General features: G+C 54.6%; 12 protein-coding genes. 2 read left to right on the forward strand and 10 right to left on the reverse strand.

Going from position 1 to position 17129, the window contains the following annotated elements; genetic code table 11:
• Nucleotides 1–670 precede the first annotated feature (670 nt).
• The 9 genes from Enr13x_RS02280 to Enr13x_RS02320 form a co-directional block, all read right to left on the reverse strand.
• Complete coding sequence (locus Enr13x_RS02280; RefSeq protein ID WP_145384497.1) at nt 671–1354, reverse strand: hypothetical protein; 684 nt, start codon at nt 1352–1354, stop codon at nt 671–673.
• Between the two features lie 467 nt (nt 1355–1821).
• Nucleotides 1822–5253, reverse strand: coding sequence for a DEAD/DEAH box helicase family protein (locus Enr13x_RS02285; RefSeq protein WP_145384498.1), 3432 nt, complete (start codon nt 5251–5253; stop codon nt 1822–1824).
• 22 nt (nt 5254–5275) lie between these two features.
• Nucleotides 5276–6406, reverse strand: a complete 1131-nt coding sequence (locus tag Enr13x_RS02290) for a restriction endonuclease subunit S (RefSeq protein WP_145384499.1) — start codon at nt 6404–6406, stop codon at nt 5276–5278.
• Nucleotides 6403–6861, reverse strand: coding sequence for an SAM-dependent methyltransferase (locus Enr13x_RS02295; RefSeq protein WP_261344196.1), 459 nt, complete (start codon nt 6859–6861; stop codon nt 6403–6405). The genes Enr13x_RS02290 and Enr13x_RS02295 overlap by 4 nt, the downstream gene beginning before the upstream one ends.
• Nucleotides 6862–7422: 561 nt before the next feature.
• Complete coding sequence (locus Enr13x_RS02300; protein WP_145384500.1) at nt 7423–7713, reverse strand: hypothetical protein; 291 nt, start codon at nt 7711–7713, stop codon at nt 7423–7425.
• Entirely contained in the window at nt 7713–9341 is a 1629-nt protein-coding gene (gene tnpC, locus Enr13x_RS02305; RefSeq protein WP_145384501.1) for an IS66 family transposase, read from the reverse strand. Before tnpC ends, Enr13x_RS02300 begins: the two co-directional genes overlap by 1 nt.
• 86 nt (nt 9342–9427) lie before the next feature.
• Nucleotides 9428–9790 carry an IS66 family insertion sequence element accessory protein TnpB gene (gene tnpB, locus Enr13x_RS02310; RefSeq protein ID WP_145384502.1) on the reverse strand — a complete coding sequence of 121 codons (363 nt, stop codon included), beginning with the start codon at nt 9788–9790 and terminating at the stop codon, nt 9428–9430.
• Nucleotides 9787–10152: an IS66 family insertion sequence element accessory protein TnpA gene (tnpA, locus tag Enr13x_RS02315; RefSeq protein WP_145384503.1), complete on the reverse strand. Its 366-nt coding sequence runs from the start codon at nt 10150–10152 to the stop codon at nt 9787–9789. The genes tnpB and tnpA overlap by 4 nt, the downstream gene beginning before the upstream one ends.
• On the reverse strand, nt 10109–11338 hold the full coding sequence (locus Enr13x_RS02320; RefSeq protein WP_231744052.1) for a type I restriction-modification system subunit M: 1230 nt from the start codon (nt 11336–11338) through the stop codon (nt 10109–10111). The genes tnpA and Enr13x_RS02320 overlap by 44 nt, the downstream gene beginning before the upstream one ends.
• Nucleotides 11339–11935: 597 nt before the next feature.
• Here Enr13x_RS02320 and Enr13x_RS02325 point away from each other — a divergent pair.
• Entirely contained in the window at nt 11936–12691 is a 756-nt protein-coding gene (locus Enr13x_RS02325; protein WP_145384504.1) for a PEP-CTERM sorting domain-containing protein, read from the forward strand.
• 1580 nt (nt 12692–14271) lie between these two features.
• On the forward strand, nt 14272–15090 hold the full coding sequence (locus tag Enr13x_RS02330) for a hypothetical protein (RefSeq protein ID WP_145384505.1): 819 nt from the start codon (nt 14272–14274) through the stop codon (nt 15088–15090).
• Here Enr13x_RS02330 and Enr13x_RS02335 read toward each other — a convergent pair.
• Nucleotides 15087–17129 (reverse strand): COR domain-containing protein, encoded by a 2043-nt coding sequence (locus tag Enr13x_RS02335; RefSeq protein ID WP_145384506.1) that lies wholly within the window; start codon nt 17127–17129, stop codon nt 15087–15089. The two genes, Enr13x_RS02330 and Enr13x_RS02335, sit on opposite strands and share 4 nt — an antisense overlap.

The raw sequence follows: 17129 nt of genomic DNA on the forward strand, positions 1-17129 counted from the left end.
TCCTATGCAGCACTTGGCCGGTCAATATGACCAAAAACGCTGGTACTGTGAGCCTCATCGAAAGCTGAAAACTACGCGCCGGCGATGGCAGATACCACAGACGCCATACTTGGATCCCAAGGTAAGAGGTAATGCACACAAGACAGGCCCACCCTAGTCCATCCCAGGCAACGTGGTCAGCAAACGAGTTCTTCACCCAGCCAGACGCTGAAACTGCGATTCCAATCGCAATCCACGTTGCCCCGACGCCCAGAAGAAATCCTAAAGTGACGTCGCGCCCGCGCTTTGCATCCCCTACTCCAGCCACGGAATAACTAGCCTCGGGTAGCAGATCGCTTTGCAAAGTAGCCGGATACGGCGACAAGGCTGAGGAAAGTCCCCGATGTAAATGCCAGCAGTACGAGGCTCGTTACTCCAGCGATCCAAAGAGATATCGCCGCCATGAAAAATGCCGCTGCACTAACTCCGGGAACCACAGGCCCCGCGAGCAGCGGAAACGCGCGATCGCCCACCGAACTCAAATTCGCAACTCGGCGTTCTGACGCCGGAGGTACGCCAGGCCTCTGGGCGACTGCTACCGATTTCTCGGCAACAGACACCGGTTCAAAATTGGTATTTGAATCCCAGGGTGATTCGATTGTCTCCACGATCGGCCTGATCGTTGCGGTGCTCATTGGCCGTCCTTCCTAAAAAGTTGGTCGATTAGTTTGTCAGCTTCCTTTTTCCTATCCGGAAAATTCCCAAGCGCTTCCTCGATTGCTTTTGCCTGATCACCCGGCGGGCGATGGGGTTTCATGTCGGTATGGAAATTCACGACTACTGAACACGAATCTCCCTCCATAACAGTCTGCACGTTCCGGACCGATTCCGAATCGGCTTTAGTCAGCCCGATCATCGAGCCCATCACTTTGGTTTGGTACCCCTGAACTGATAGCTTACTCGGAATTAACGGGGCGTGGGGGGAGGGGGGATGGTCCGTCGATTTAAAGTGAAAATTAGTACCAACAGCCGTGAGCGGCGTCCACGGCAATTTCTTCAAGACCTTTCCGACCGCGTCCCAAATGGTCGTATCTTCTTGAGTTGACTCAACAGCCAAGAGACGTGTCGAGATCGTCCAGGTGTCGGTCGCGTCCGACACAGGTGCGAGTCTCAGCGTGGCTTCCTCAACGTTGATTTCCATCCGATGCATTTCGCTTTCCTTGGCGTCCATCGCACCGATCTCAACCAGCCATGTGGGGTGAATGATCCGCGCGTTGAACGCCCCTATCGCGATCACGCTCGTTTTTTCGAAGCGGAATAGGGGGGGCGAAGACATGGATGATTTGGTTCTGGTAGTTCCGCTCTGCTGGTTCATCTGTCTGATTGTTGCAGTCCGCGGGCATGGCGATCGGCCCGTGCGGGTGCGTTCGGTGGCTAATCTCATTGGCCGGTACAAGCCAGCTTCCGGGCAATCCACCCACAATTGCTGGCCGTATGCAGCATTAGACGGTTCCCGTCAAATCTTGTTCGGCAAATCATAGCTAGCGGGCGATGATACTCGTATGAGTCCGAATAGTCGTCACCCAGCCCCACAAAATCGGCGGAGTAACCCGCGAAAACCGCACACAGTGGTCCGTCGATGATAACCGCCATTTTGACGCACTGTTGGCCAACCGCACAAATGTGGGGGTAGACAACCGCCTCTTTTAGTCTCTCGCTCCAATGTAGGTCAATACGGACGTCATGCTGTCGCGGTTCTGTGGATATCGTGCTCAAGCTCGTTGTTCGCGCAATATTGCTGGGGGCTCTTTCATTCGACCTCTTGGCATACTTGGATCGCCGTCAAGCTGCCACGGCCGTCGCTCGGATGTCGTCCAGCAACTGCATGATGCGGTCGACTTGTTCGGCGGTGAAGATCGCGTCGGGGCCTTGGGGGGCGATGTCGGTGAAGGGGGATTCGTAGAGGAGCGAAACGTCGACGATGCCGTGGTCGACGAGTTGGTTGATGATCAGGTTGATGAACTCGATCTGGTTGGCGTTGAAGTTCGTTCCTTCAAGGAAGTCGCCGAACAGCTTTTTGGCGACCTCTCGGTCGAGGCCGACAAGGGAGCGGACGAAGACGCCGAAGCCCTCGCTCTCTTGCTTGGCTTGGTCAATGTATTCGGGGTTGCCGATCTCGTTGTCGGTCAGGATTCGCTCCAGGGCGTCCAGATCGGCTTGTGTGAGCGGTTCGTTGGTTCGGAGCTTTCGGACCGCTTCGATGTCGTAGTGCTCTCGCAGGAACGTCTGGGCCTTGCTGCGGAAGCGCTCAAAGGTGTCGCCGCCGGAGAAGGTGGCCAACTCGATTTCGTCGCCCTCGCCGATCTCGTCCACGAAGTCGGAGTAGACCGGCTTGCGATTTTGCTTCTCGATGAACTGCACCAGATCGCGGAGTCGCCGCCGGATGACTTCCAGCATCGGAACCGTGACGTCGGTCCACCATTCTTCTTTTTGCACGTCCTGGATGTAGGTCATTTGCTTGTCGACCATCGGGATCGATGACTTTTCCTCCAACAGGCCCGCAATGGCGATCACTTGGTCCCGGAGGCGCTCAAACGCCGGCTCGGACTTCAGGAGTGCCAATTGCAAATTGAGCAGCAGGAGGTCGAATCGCTTTGCTTCTTCCGATTCTCGTTCCATCTGGGTCGGTAGGCCGGCAACCTCCTCGGCAAGTTCTTGGTAGTCGTCCTCCGCCAGCTTGTCCCAGGTTTCGGGCTTGGCGAATTTTTCGACGCTGCGTCGGTGGGCGCGAACGAGGAAGTTGTCCAGGTTCATCGACGCCACGTGCTTGTAGAGCAATCGCTTCGTCACTCGCGAGACTTGGATTTCCGACTTGGGGTCAATCTCCACGTCGAAGGGAGCGGCCGACTCGATGACCTTGACGGCTTCTTCGCCGTCCGCGGGTGCGTTGCGTTTTTCCAGCGTGCCCACCATCTCTAGCCGGCGTTTAAACAGCTTGGCCGACAAGGACTCGCTGAGCGACCCTTCCGATTTGTCGGGGTTCTGGCTGAAGTATTCGAGGTTCTGGCAATAGTCGAAGATGTAGAAAAACTCTTTGTGCTGGTCGGGGCCGAACAGATCGGGGCACAGCCGAGTGCCGCGGCCGACCATCTGCCAGAACTTCGTCTTGGATCGGACGAGTTTGAAGAACACCAGATTGACGACTTCGGGCACGTCGATCCCGGTGTCCAGCATGTCGACCGAGATGGCGATCTGGGGCAGCTTGGTCTTGTTCGAAAAACTGTCGATCAGGGACTGGGCGTATTCGGTTTTGAACGTGATTGTCCGAGCGAACTCGCCCTTGAAGTTCGGGTAGTTCACGTCGAAGCGTTCTCGGATGAAGTCGGCGTGGTCCTGGTTCTTGGCGAAGATGATCGTTTTGCCCAGGGTGTCGCCCCCGTCGACGTACTGGCCCCGCTCCATCAGGTGTTTCAGGACTTTGTCGACCGTGTCGATGTTGAATAACCATTTGTTGACCGCGGCGGATTCGACCTTTTCCGGGATGTTGCCCTCATCGTCCCACTCTTTTGCATCCCATTCGTCTTTCTCGTCTTCGGAAAGATCCTTGTACTTGATGCCCTCGCGTTCAAACTTCAGCGGCACCGACACCGCCCTGGGCGGCACCAGGAACTTGTCCGCGACCGCTTCGTCCAGGTCGTAGGCGTCGGTCGGAACGCCGTTTTCCAGATCGAACAGGGTGTACGTGTTCTTGTCGATCTCGTCTTTCGGCGTGGCGGTCAATCCGACCAGCAGCGAATCGAAGTAGTCGAAGATCGCGCCGTACTTCTGGTAGACGCTGCGGTGGGCCTCGTCGATGACCACCAGATCGAAATGTCCGACGCCGAACCGCCGCTGGCCGGCTTTGGCTTCGTCGATCAAGCCCATCATCGTCGGGTAGGTCGAAACGAAGACGCGCCCCTCGGCTTCCTTTTCCGTCACCAGATTCACCGGCGAGGAATCGGGCAGAAACTTCTTGAAAGCGTTGGTGGCTTGATTCACCAGGGCAACACGATCGGCCAGGAACAGGACTCGCTTGGCCCAATTGCAGCGGATCAGCAAGTCACACAGGGCGATCACTGTGCGAGTTTTTCCAGATCCTGTCGCCATGACCAGCAGCGATTTCCGCTCGTTGTCCGCTTCGAAGGATTCCCCGATGCGGCGAATGGCTCGCGTTTGGTAGTAGCGTTCGACGATGGCGTCGTTGATCGTGGCGTCGGCCAGAGGGCGACGAGTCTGCCGGCGTTGGATCAGCAGTTCCAGTTCCGGCTTCTTATAGAATCCCTGGACACGCCGGGGGGCGTATAAGGCATCGTCCCAGATCCAATGCTCATAGCCGTTGGACATGAAGATGATGGGCCGTTGGTCATACATCGCTTCCAGGCAGTCGGCGTACAGCTTGGCTTGTTGCTCGCCGGCCTTGGGACTGCGTTTGGTCCGTTTGGCCTCCACCACGCCCAGCGGCTTGCCGTCATCGCCCCACAGCATGTAGTCGACGAAACCGTCGCCCTTGTTGTTGGGCATCCCGGTGACAGGGAGCTCGCGATCCCGTTTTTGACCGAGTGGCCAACCGGCTTCTTTCAGCAACAGGTCAATGAAGTAATCGCGGGTTTCGGCTTCCGAGTAATCGTGATTGTCGGGAACCTTGGCGGCCGCCTTCTTGGCTTCCGTGACTTCTTTGCGAAGCCGCTTCAGTTCTTCGCTCAGTTTGTCCTTGTCGGCGAGCACGACCGACAGTTTTTCGTCTTTCTCGGCAAGCTGGGATTCGAGTCGTTTGAGTTGATCGAGGGTCTGCTTGGGGATCGGGGTCGTTGTTGGAAGCGACTGGTCGTCAAAGGTCAGGCTGGTGTCGGGGCGATGTCGGCGGGCGTAGAGGCGAGCGAACCAATAGCAGAAATGGAACAGTTCCTTGACCGCTTGCCGGGAATCCGCTTCGGGGATTGCCCGGTGGCTGTGAACGGCTCGATTGCCAAGGGTGATGATCACCTTGGCCTTGGCAAAGACCGCTTCGCCGGCGGTTTGCTTGAACGTCGGCTCGTGGATCAGCGCCGAGATGTTGTCCTGGTAGGGCAGTTTGAGGGCACGGTCGAACTTGTAGGCCCAGGCGACAGCGAGTTCGAGAGCGCGACGAGCGTAGAAGCAGGACGTGCGAGGGTCGGGTATCGCCGTCTGCTCGGCTTTACTTGCCGCTTCGTGCAGGTCCTTCCACTCGGAGGTAAGGAACTCAAAGTTGCTCATCGCGCGCCTTTGTTTTCCGTCATCATAGTTGCCCTCGAAACGCCCGGTGTTGGAGGGAGGAAAACAGCATGTCGTGTTTCGTTAGCCCCGAACGCTGAATGTTTTTCAAATCTTCTAATTCGTTCACGATTAACGCGAAACGCTGTTGAAGATTGACCGGTGGGATTGGGACGCGAACAGCGGTGATCTTCGACGGAGACGTGTGCTTCACCTTGGTGCCGGTTGAACTTGATTGAATCGCAAGTCGAACAGCTTTTGTGTTCAACAGTTCGAATACAAAATTCCTGTCTGCATTTGCTTTCAGATTGACAAGTCCTAGTCGCTGGTTGTGCAAGTAAACACCGGATTCTGCGACAAACAAAGGACTGCCCAAGAGTCCCGGTGCTTGTTCTGTCATCGCAACGAGCATGTCTTCCTGTTGCAATACGTATCCATCCGGAATTGGGCCGGAGTAAAATTTCGTCTTTTCCCCTCGGTCTCTATACCCACCAGTTTCATAAAAGTTTCCTGGCGTCAATAGGATGTGGTCTGCCGAGTCGCAGAAATATTCGCTCTTAAAAGCAAATCCATGCTTTATCGAAAACAGATCACCCATCGTGCCCCACTGGAACCCCTTGGGATTACTCACCGGATCGCCGAACATGTCGAGGAAGATGGATTGGGTGAGTTCGTCGAGGAGGGCGAGGGCGGCGCGACGTTGAGAGCGCAACGCCTCCGCCCGATCCAAGATCTCCGCAATCCGCTTCTGCTCGGAAAGGGGCGGAACGGGGACTGGAACTTGATGAACATTGTTACGATTTAGCGTTGGAACTCCCGTACCTTGGCAATAGTTCTGAAGTCCCAAGTGCGTGAGCAGATAAAAAACGAAACGGGGATCGTTGCCGTGAAAATCTTTTACGAATAGAGACGTATTCAACGGCCAATAGTCCTGCGCAACGTAATGCACCTTCCCAATACTTCCTGATCTCCCAGTGACAACGCCCGGACCACAAACTTTATGTGTGCTGTGAAATCCAACAGGACCGTTCGCTGCGAAAATCGGTACTTCGCCCGGCTCCCGACTTTGAACAGGTAAATCGAAACCACGCTGTAGCGTTGCGACGTCAATCAAGGGGAGTGACTTCCAAGGCCCATTTGAAGGTGGAGGTTTCACTTCAGCATCCCCCCCAGTTGCTTCATGCCTTGGGTGATCTCGTTCTCGATGCCCTCCAACTCATCCAAAATCTCTTGCGGCGGGCGATGCTCGACTTCTTCGTAGACGACTTCCTTGTAGCGGTTGATCGAGAGGTCGTAACCTTGCTCGGCGATGTCAGCCTTCGGCACACAGAAACTCTGGGCTGTTCGCTCGTTCTTTCGCTCCTTACCGTCCCGCTGCTGCCAACGCTTCAAGATGTCGGGCAGGTTGTTCTTGGCGTGCTCGTCGGCGATCAGCTTGGACTTCGGCGTTGGGCCTTGCTTCTCCGGCGGCAACAACTCGGTTCGCTTGTCGTCGAGCGACTTGCCGTCGGCTTGCATGTCGTAAAACCAAACGTGCTCGGTGCCGCCCGAATTGGTCTTGGTGAACAACAGGATGGCGGTCGAAACGCCGGCGTAGGGTAAGCGTTCTATCTGCCCGGGTGCCGCTTCGTGGCTCGGCCGGCCGGCGACTGCTTTTCACCAATCCGAAGATTCATCGGAACGGTGTGGCGAATTGGGCGCAGTGGCGGTGTCGGCGTATCAACATTTGGGGCCTGTGACCAACGCAACGACGCCGGAGACATTGATCGCCACCGCGGTCCAAAATCACGCTTTGTGTTTGTAGCCTAACCGATGCGCCGGCAGCAGCTTCAAATGTCTTCAGCACGCAGTTCATCGGCGCTGCCCCGGATACTGCGTTTTGATCTCACTGGGGTGTCCCTGAGTTCTTTTTCCGCTCGACTCCCAAGCGAACGCGCGAAGTGCGGTCAACAGATTCAGTCTTTTGCTAAAAGGAAGAACCGCTGGATCACACCTCGCATGTCACGTTGGTCAAGCGCCCTTCGATCCGCCATGTGCCACAAGAGTTCAAGACGCTGCCGCTTTTGGATCGCTGATCAACTACGGCCAGTGGATTCTCGAAGCTGGCGATAGCTTTGCTCGTCGTAGCGTCTGCCACTTGGGCTGCTCAAATGGCAGAGATCCGATCTGACGTCACCATAGAATGTCGAGATCACCATCCCCGGTTTGCTGGGCGTATTCGAGGTGGTCGCACAGGTCAGCAACCGCTTCGACATCGGAACCCGCTTTGCCTTTGACGCATACGTGACTCAGGTCGCCGATTAGCCACTGCAGCTCGACCCGAGTCATTCCCACTCGGCGAATCACTTGATCCTTCGGCCAGCGACGCAGCGACGTCTCCAAACGGCCTGAGACGTAGCCGTACTTCAGGATCAAGTCACGATGTTCGCGCGTCAGTTGGATTCGCTCGGTCAGGTTCGCCATCACGCCACCCTCGCCTCGCGGCGACGCGTTCGACGTTGTTGTGTGGTCAAGCGTCGCGCCTTCTGCTCGGCGTCGCGGTACGGACGGATCGACTCTGGGTGTTCCTTTCGCCACACGTCTGGAAGCAGGCGTTCGTAATCTGTGCTGCCACTTGCCAACTGGCGAAGACAGTCGTCCACATAGGCCCACACATCCAAGTGATGCCGTGCCGCCGAAGACACCAGGCTATACATCGTCGCCGCCACGTGCCCTCCTCGGTTCGAGCCGACAAACAGCCAGTTCTTTCGACCGATCGTCAAACGGCGAAGTTCGTTTTCAGTCGCATTGTTGTCAATCGGGATTGCACCGTCGCCGAGGAACACCGACAACTCGTCCCACTGGTTCAATGCATAACGCACCGCCTTGCCGATCGAGCTCTTCGGAAGCACACGGCGATCATCATTCATCTGCAGCAACCAGTCGTGAAGGCCGTTCATGATCGGCACGGAGTCGCTCTGGCGCAGTTCCAGGCGTTCAGCCACCGATGCTTCCCGCGCGCGATCTTCAACATTGTACAAGCCACGGTAAAACGCCAGTGCCTGCGCAGCGGCGACCGGGTCGTTCGGTCTGGCTTCGACGAACTTTCGACGTGCGTGCGCATTGCAGCACGCGGCAAAGATCTGATTCTGTGCTCCCAGATAGACTCCGTCGTTGACTCCATAAGCATCGACCACCGCGTGGCCGCGAAAATCACGAAGGAATTTGCCGGGGCCGTCGCGCCCGCGGCTTTCTGTGAAATCGAACACGTTATACGGATGATCCTCACGGCCTCGGTACAGCCAGAATCGTGCAGTCCGCATCTTGCCCGGCAAACTGTGATCCTGCAGACGAACCGACGTATCATCCACACCCAGCACATCGCCTGAGACGATTTGCGACTTCATCAGTTCCACCACCACGCCGGCCAATGCCGCGATGTTCGCAAGCATCCCAAATTGTGTGTTGCGAGGGATCAGCATCCCGGCGCGGGCGAAGATGTCTTCTCCGCGATAGAGCGGTAGATGATCGGCGAATTTATTGACGATCAGCTGCGTGTAAACACCGAAGCCATAATCGCTGCCGGGGATCGGCGTTGTCAGGCCGCAGGGTTCCTCGCCGGCAGGCACCTGAGCGATCGATTCTTTGCAATTGCAGCATGCACGTTTATGGCGATGGATCTCCCAAACGAAAAACTCTGCGGGGATAAAATCCAATCGATTGCTGATGTCGGTGCCCACAATCGGCATCTCTTCATCACAGCAAGGACAGATTCGCTGTTCGACCGGAACGTCCGCTTCGATGACCTTGCGTTTGAGATGGTCTGGCAGCTTCTCAGACTTCTTCTTGCGACGACGTCGGCGTGGCTGGTTTGCTTCATCGTCTTCGGCATCGTCGTTCTCGGCTTGCTGCTCACCTAAGTCGAACAGATGCAATTGCGAGTCATCTTCGACGTGCCTTTCGGAAGACCTGCCGAAGAACTTTCGACGATAGAGTTCCAGTTCTTCGCGGAGTTGTTGGTTGGCTTTCTGCAATCGTTCAACCGTTTCAATCAGCTCAGCGTTGACCCTCAACACGCTTTGCAAGTCGTCTTTGTTTTCCGAAGTAGCCATGCCGCTGTTATCGCCATCAAAACAAAAAACGCAAGGCTTCGATCAGCCTTGCGTTGACGCTTTTAAGAAAGATTTGCTTGACGTGGTCAGGCCGCCTGCGGCTGATCGATCGAGTAACGTTTGCGTCGTTGCGATCCTTCAATCTGCACACCGCGGAGCATCATGACCAGGCCGGCGGAATCGATTTCGAAGCTGCCTTGTTCCTCGGAGACAACCTTCTCGAAGCTTCCACTTTCGAGTCGCTTGGACCAGAGAGCCAGGCCATCACAGTCCCACATCAGAATCTTGACATAGTCGCGCCGGCGGTTGAAAAAGACGAACAGATGACCAGAGAACAAGTCGACCTGGAAATGTTCTTTGACGAGTCCGGACAAGCCATTGAAACTCTTCCTCATATCGGTCGCCTCGGTGTAGACAAAGATCCGAGTGGTGGGTGCAAGTGCGATCACGATGCCACCTCGCTGAGTGCCTCGACGACGTTCTTGATCAGTCTGCGTTGCTGCTCGTCGGTGGCGTTCTGGTCGAGGCGAGCAACGGCCCCACCAGGCAATTCAATTTCCAGGCCATTCAGTTGGGCCGCTTCCATCGCGACGGGCTGAAGCTCAACAGCGACGAACGAGGCCGGTCGATCGCTGGGGGCTGACGGATCAACGAGAACAGAGGAACGCAGCTTACGCCGCCACTGATAGAATGAGGCAACCGAATAGCCTTCCCGATCACAGAAATCGGCGACCGTTAGGTCGGATTGGGCGAACCGTTCAATACGGTCACGCCACTGCTGTGCGAGCTGCGGGTTGGGAAACTGCGGCATGGGTTTCTCCTGAGAGTGGAAAGAAACCCATCACGCTAACCAGTCGGTCAACATGGGCAGATAGAACGCTTACGGTCGAAACGCCGGCGTAGGGTTTGAACACGCCGCCCGGCATCGAGATGATCCCATCCAGTTTTTGATCCTCGACCAGGATCTTCCGCAGCGTCTTGTGCGCCTTGGACGAACCGAACAGCACGCCGTCAGGCACGATGATCGCCGCGCGGCCACCCGGCTTCATCAGCCGCAGGAACAACGCCAGGAACAGCAACTCCGTCTTCTTCGTCTTGACGATCTGCAAAAGGTCCTTGGCACAGGATTCGTAATCCAACGATCCGGCGAAGGGAGGATTGGCCAGCACCAGGGAATACTTTTCTTCCTCCGCGCCGTGCTCTTGGGCCAGCGAATCGCGGTAGACGATGCTGGGGTTTTCGACGCCGTGCAGCAGCATGTTCATGGAGCCGATCCGCAACATGGTGCTGTCGAAGTCGAACCCGTGGAACATCTCGCCGTGGAAGTGTTTTTTCAGCTTCGCGTCCCGCAACACTTCGGGATGTTTTAGGCGCATGTATTCGCCCGCGGCGACCAAGAATCCGCCCGTTCCGCACGCAGGGTCGCAGATCACGTCCTTGGGCGTCGGTGCGGTCAATTCGACCATCAACTGGATAATGTGCCGGGGCGTGCGGAATTGGCCGTTCTGGCCCGCCGTGGCGATCTTGCCGAGCATGTACTCGTAAAGGTCGCCCTTGGTGTCCCGATCCTCCATCGGCACCTGGTCGATCATGTCGACGACCTTGGTCAACAGCGCTGGCGTCGGGATCGTAAATCGGGCGTCTTTCATGTGGTGGGCGTAGGTCGACCCGTCGCCGCCCAGCGTGCGCAGGAACGGGAAGACGTGCTCGCCCAGGACGGTGAACATCTCGGCCGGCTCGAAGTGTTTGAACCGCGACCAACGGAGGTCCTCGTAGGGCCGTTTCTTTTCGTCTTTGCCCTCCGGAAAGATCCGCCGCGCCATCGGCTTCTTGGTCCGGTTGGCCTTGTTTTCCTCCAGCGTATGCAGGTCGTCCAACCGCTTGATAAACAGCAGATACGTGATCTGCTCGATCACTTCCAGCGGATTGGCGATTCCGCCCGCCCAGAAAGCGTCCCAAATCTTGTCAACTTGCGAACGGATACCACCCGTAATCATCTCAATCCCTGATTGTGAATATCGAGGATTCGCGGCGACGGAAACTGTCCGCCACAAAGAAATCCCACCTTTCGATCGGGGCGGGGCAGGTGCGGCGCTAGGTAGGAGACGCGTCAACGAACCTGGCCCGAATTAACGAATCAGCAGCGGCCAACCACGGATTCACCCGACCGTGACAACAGTTTAGTCAAGTCGGCAGCGGCCGGCCATCGGTCACGCGAAGCACTAACCGGTGGAGGAATAGCAGCCAGTAGGGGAGATTCCGTCAACGAGTTAACAAGCGAACGAAGAAACGTCACCTCGATGTGCTGGCGAGCTGTACATTCGGCGATGGGCACCGAATCACCCCAAAACGATGCTGTTGCAACATCTTGTGCCAAAGTCGACTAAGTCGATCTGCGTCATCATGAAGCATCCAACCGCCAGGCCGACACCCAAAATGACTAGCGCAGAGTCGCAATCTTGGGAGAGATTATCAAAGCGCTCAGCTCGGCCCAGCAAGCTAATTGACGCACCAAAGCGATCCAAATACGGTTGAAGTCGACTGTCGAGGTAATTGGGGATCGGCGAACTGCAAAACCTAAGGAAACGCCAACGATGCAGCAAATGAAATTGTTATTGACCGGATGCGTGGTGGTGCTCGTTACGGGATCGGGACGCGTGAATGGAGGACTAGTCTCGCGAGGTGCAGGCTTAGTTTATGATGACGTGCTCGATGTAACTTGGCTGCAAAACGGAAACTACGGGGCTGGCTCGATCTTCGACGATGGCGTTTCCGCGACCGACGGAATTATGTCGTGGGCGAACGCGGTGGCTTGGGCCGATGCTCTTGTGTACTACGACAGTGAACGCGACATCTTTTGGGACGATTGGAGATTGCCCAAGGCAAAACCCGTCAACGGATCCAGTTACAACTATGTGCGTTCTTTCGATGGAAGTTCCGACTTGGGTTGGAACATCGTCAGCACGCAGAGCGAATTGAGCCACTTGTTCTACATCAGTCTTGGCAACATTGGTCTCAAGGACGTAAACGGGAACAACCCGCCAAATGAAGGGCTTGTCGACGCCCCGCTTGACCTCGCAGACGAAAGCCTCTTTCTAAACATCGAATCAGCGTACTGGACGGGTACGCCGTATATGGGGCCTGATGTCGGTGCCTTCCCGTTTGCATTTGACTTCATCATGGGCGGAGGCACTCAATCTCGAGCGTTTAGTGGAGGCGCCGATCATTTTGCGTGGGCAGTTCGCGACGGCGACGTGGCGACTCTGGCTGTCCCCGAGCCTGCCACCCTCGCGATCTTCGGTAGCGGTGCGTTGGGGCTGGCGGTTACCCGAAGGCGCCGTCTAATTTAGCCCAAACTCACGTAGGGACGTTGGCCAGCCTGAAGTGGAGGTCTTTTGCTCCCTCCAGTGTCAGAGTGGCCAAGCCCCTATTGTCAGCCATACCCGCGAAATGCACTTTCGCGTTAATCTGGTTGGCAGCACAAACCACGATCGATAAAGAGAAAGAGCACCGCGACGCGCCAACGTCCGGTGCTGTGGCCGGTCAATACTTCGAGGGCGACCGACGGTGAGTACGATACCCAAAAACTGCTGTTCCGTTCAATGCATCAGCACGCTACGAGCATTCAATGCGGACCCCGCGAGACGGAGCGATCACCCTTCGCTGGCTCTCTACGCGACTGCGAAACCGAAGTCAGCCGCTGACGCTCCCGTCTGGGTGAACAGCAGGCTTCATAGCTCACACTCGAAAAAGTGTCTCATCGGGTTTGCACGACGGAAACAGGAGTTGATGGTGCCATGAGCCTTACCACTCCCAAAGCGATCCGGATCGCAGAGAATTTGTCATCTGGATTTGAAAAGGTTACAGGTGAGTATCGCTCGTTGCGGTTGGTGACCGCCATGAGGCCAGAAGACCCGTATGCGGTGCCGAGGGAATCGGACGAATGTGAGGGAATCGTCGAATACTACGGACCGCTAATTCGCGGTCGTTACCACGATCCAAACTCGACCGCGGCGATCAATGAATTTCTGCATGTGAGAATCAGATAAACGAGGTGGGACGACTAGACAGGACCAAGATCCCGTCGCGATTCTTAGGTACCGCTAACCGTTGTTGACAGTCAGCAATGAGTCGCGTGAAGACTCAAGCCGGTTCTCGGCTGAGTTGCCAGAGGTTTCCGATGGTTCAGTTCCGCTTTGTTCCGTCGACTTGCTTAATCCACCGCGGCCGTTCAATCGGGACAGAGCGATCCCGAGAAGTTCAACAACGCGGCGTTGATGCTGATCGGCTGAGTTTTGATCGGTGGGTTGTTCAGACTTTTCGCCTGCTCTATCGAGTTGTTGACGCAATTGGTGGACGGAATGTCGATGGTTGGCAGGATCTGGTTCGGTGTCTCGTTGCATCGGTAGCCTCGCTTGCGGAAATCTGAAACGGGTTAACGGTTGGGAACAGTCAGCCCAGAATCCGGAAGAGACTCAAGCCGAGATGCGGCGGAGTCGCCAGAGATTGGAAAAGAAGTGGAGCCATCCCGCTCTATTGCTTTGGACAGTCCGGCTCGACGATTCAGACGCATCAGTCCGATCGCCAAGATTTCGACGACACGTTGTTCACATTGCTCGGCGGAAATCTCGCCAGCAGATAGGTCTTCGGTAAGGTAAAGCGACGCCACAGAATGCTCCTTAAGTGGAAGCAATCCGCGCCAAGTGCCTGCGATGCTCGCCCAGCCAAAGCCAACGGAGAAGAAGTTAACAGCCAACGAGACTTACCTACCCGGTTCACGCCCGGGCCGACGAATCCCGCAAATAAAACCCCTTTCCCGTAAACCGATCATCTATCAAAGACCGCTGAAATCTCCGCGGCTAGTTGTCACGGATTCCATGACTCTACGAACCTATGCAATATGCTTCAAACGCGTTGCGCTACGAGGTGTATGATGATGACAATCGCTCGAACAAAACTGCTGAAACAATTACAACAACTATCCCATCCCGTGGAGGCCACAATGGAAAAGCAGCTACTTAGCGCGCTCAATGATCACTACAACAATGGATTCACAATTCGCGAATCATGTAAATCCGCGAACATTTCAGTTGAAGAATTCCGAACTGGAACAGCCGCGATGATCTCAGCCGAATTGCGACGAAACTTGCAAAAACAGTCGCCAACAGGTGTAATTTTTCGCCATGCTGTCCCCTTTGCGGGCCGCCTATTGATCGCCGCCTGTGTATTCGGCGGGACGATAGCCGCGTGGAACCACATTGGCAAGGCGCCAATCGAAAACCGAGTTCCCGGGATAGACTTTAAAGATCCAAATGGGGCCTTAGACAAAGAGCTCTTGTCGACATTTGGAGACTCTTTCAACTACTCAAATACATTGTTCTCCGCGTTAGCTTTTGCTGGTGTAATCCTAACTGTATTCATGCAATCTCGAGAGCTGTCTTTACAGCGAAAGGAACTTGTCGACACAAGAGAAGAGCTTGCAGGCCAAAAACTTGCAACGAGGACCGCAGCAAGAATCCAAGCGATTTCTGGGATCATTCAGGGTTACACAGCAGCATATTCAGCGAATCCATCCAAGCATGACAGCGAGTATGAAACATTTACACAATCTCTCGAACGAGCTCTCAGGACAAATGCTCCGGAAGGTGAAATCCAGAAACTTAGGACGCATGTAACCGAAAGCATCCGAGGGCAATTAGATATATGGATTTCCGAATTGCGTTCACAACAAGAAGAGTCCCTAGGTTAAAGCTGCCGGTACCAACCAAATCCGGATGAAGGAATGCCATCGGACTCGGCGGCTTGGCCTCGGATAAGATTTGGGAATACCTGCAGCTGGCTTATTGGGACGAGACGTCGAGTCCGGGAATGAACCATCTCCGTCATATTGAGATCCACATGTGCCGAAATATCGAGAAAATCGACGTATTCCTCGGTGAGGTCTTCGAAGCCGTGGATATGCCCAAGCGAAATAGATTCACGCGAAATAAAGCTAGTATTTTCTGTTGACGCGAGTTCTCGAATTATCACTATCAACTGAGGCAGCAACCCTATTGCATGCGGGATCTCTATTTGGACACGAATAGAATTCCTCGCTTCATCCGCAATGACAACACCTACGGAACTTGAGGCACCTGGAGCGCTTAATAGAGCACCGCTATACCAAACGTTTTCTTTTTGCGTTATTCCTAGCGCCAAGAGACGCACTATCAGCTTGTGCATGAGTGGGACTGAATTAAACAGAAGATCAATCGCAATTCTAACGGATTTTTCTCCACTATTCCATTCAATTGACTGGCGACTGAGTGCAGATGGAATTACTACAGTTGTCCGGTCAGAGTGTCCAATTGGAGCATAAACATACAGAAGATCAAATTTTGCCATCAATGAGATGATGGACTGCTGATGTGCCCTACCGTAGTTTGTGTATCGCTGAGTGTAGGGCTCGAGCGTTTTCCGCAAATCACCTTCAGAAACGATGCCTTTGTGATCTGACAAACGGTTGGAAAGTAACGTGCCAGCGACAGCCTGCAGTAACCATTTTGGGTAAATAACTATATCGTCCACTGTATCAACAGTAAGAATTTCGCCTAAAATCTCCATTGAGACGATAAAATCCCATTGAGCATCGCGGGCGATCCCATTCCGATCGCAAATTTCGTCAAACTGCGCCCTCCCAATAAACGGTGTTTCGTCCCGAAGTGAAGCTAATTGCATTCGGGCAAGCGCAGTTTTCTCGTCGACCACTACTTTGTGACAGTCGACAGACTCAGAATATTCTCGGAGCAGCCGAACAATGTCGCTAAAACCGCTTTCAGTCAACGAACATACCTGAAAGACACCAATAACATTGGGAAAAGCGTTTCTAAGTGACGCGCGATCTATGTCGAACATCGGGTGCTCATCGATTTTATTCAAGACAACGACAATGCGTGCTTTTGGTGCAAAGCTTCTGATGTAATCTAGCCATTTGTCCGGTGATTCCTCTTTCCTGCTGTCCAACACCAAAAAAAACAAACAGTGATTGGCAAAGAAGAGTCGATGGAACGAGTACTGGACCTTCTGCCCCCCAAAATCCCAGATCTTGTATATAAAACGCTTACCGCGTGACAGCGTTGCATGCTCTCCAATGTCAATCCCTTCAGTTGGGCGTTGCGATCGCCTCGTCGCTTCACGTTGCAACCCCCTGAAGAAAGTCGTCTTGCCTACATTTCCAGGCCCAACGATAAGGATCCTTGCCTCGACTGTCGAACTGATGGGTTCTTCGTAGTCTTCGCTGCTTTTAGCTAAGAACTCTTTGATCTCAGCTTGGCGTGGGCTCGGGTCTGTCAGCAGGGATATAAACTCACCCGAAAGTGGATTTCCTGACAGTACAACTCCGCGGCCTTTTTTGTCGTCTCGCCAGAGAAGCGGAAGGTCCAAGGCTGAAAAAGATGTAGGAACCCGCTGGATCTTATTGGAGCACAAATTGACTTTTTCCAGGTGTTGCAAACCAACCAGCGGATATGCATTGGATATTTTGTTAAACGAGAGGTCAGCAACTCTCAACTCGCGCAAGTACGCTAGCGCAGAAATATCGACGATATCATTTTCGCTCGCATCTAAATATTGCAAGTGTTCAAAATCAAGAAGCTCATCGACTGAGCCTATTCCGCGCCTGCAAATGTTCAAACCAATGATTCGATTTGGTCGATCTGGATCAGTTAGAAAAGCGTTTGTGGTATGAAATATTCTGTCACTTGATCCAACATGGACGAAGTTCTGTAGAATAAATTCACTGTCAAGCAT

Source organism: Stieleria neptunia (genome assembly GCF_007754155.1).
Lineage (GTDB): Bacteria > Planctomycetota > Planctomycetia > Pirellulales > Pirellulaceae > Stieleria > Stieleria neptunia.

Excerpts from the sequence above, each read along its gene's own strand:
- tnpC (WP_145384501.1), bottom strand. The coding sequence starts at position 9,341 with ATGGCTACTTCGGAAAACAAAGACGACTTGCAAAGCGTGTTGAGGGTC.
- Enr13x_RS02320 (WP_231744052.1), bottom strand. The coding sequence starts at position 11,338 with ATGATTACGGGTGGTATCCGTTCGCAAGTTGACAAGATTTGGGACGCT.
- tnpA (WP_145384503.1), bottom strand. The coding sequence starts at position 10,152 with ATGCCGCAGTTTCCCAACCCGCAGCTCGCACAGCAGTGGCGTGACCGT.
- Enr13x_RS02335 (WP_145384506.1), bottom strand. The coding sequence starts at position 17,129 with ATGCTTGACAGTGAATTTATTCTACAGAACTTCGTCCATGTTGGATCA.
- Enr13x_RS02285 (WP_145384498.1), bottom strand. The coding sequence starts at position 5,253 with ATGAGCAACTTTGAGTTCCTTACCTCCGAGTGGAAGGACCTGCACGAA.
- Enr13x_RS02325 (WP_145384504.1), top strand. The coding sequence starts at position 11,936 with ATGCAGCAAATGAAATTGTTATTGACCGGATGCGTGGTGGTGCTCGTT.
- Enr13x_RS02300 (WP_145384500.1), bottom strand. The coding sequence starts at position 7,713 with ATGGCGAACCTGACCGAGCGAATCCAACTGACGCGCGAACATCGTGAC.
- Enr13x_RS02330 (WP_145384505.1), top strand. The coding sequence starts at position 14,272 with ATGATGATGACAATCGCTCGAACAAAACTGCTGAAACAATTACAACAA.
- Enr13x_RS02280 (WP_145384497.1), bottom strand. The coding sequence starts at position 1,354 with ATGAACCAGCAGAGCGGAACTACCAGAACCAAATCATCCATGTCTTCG.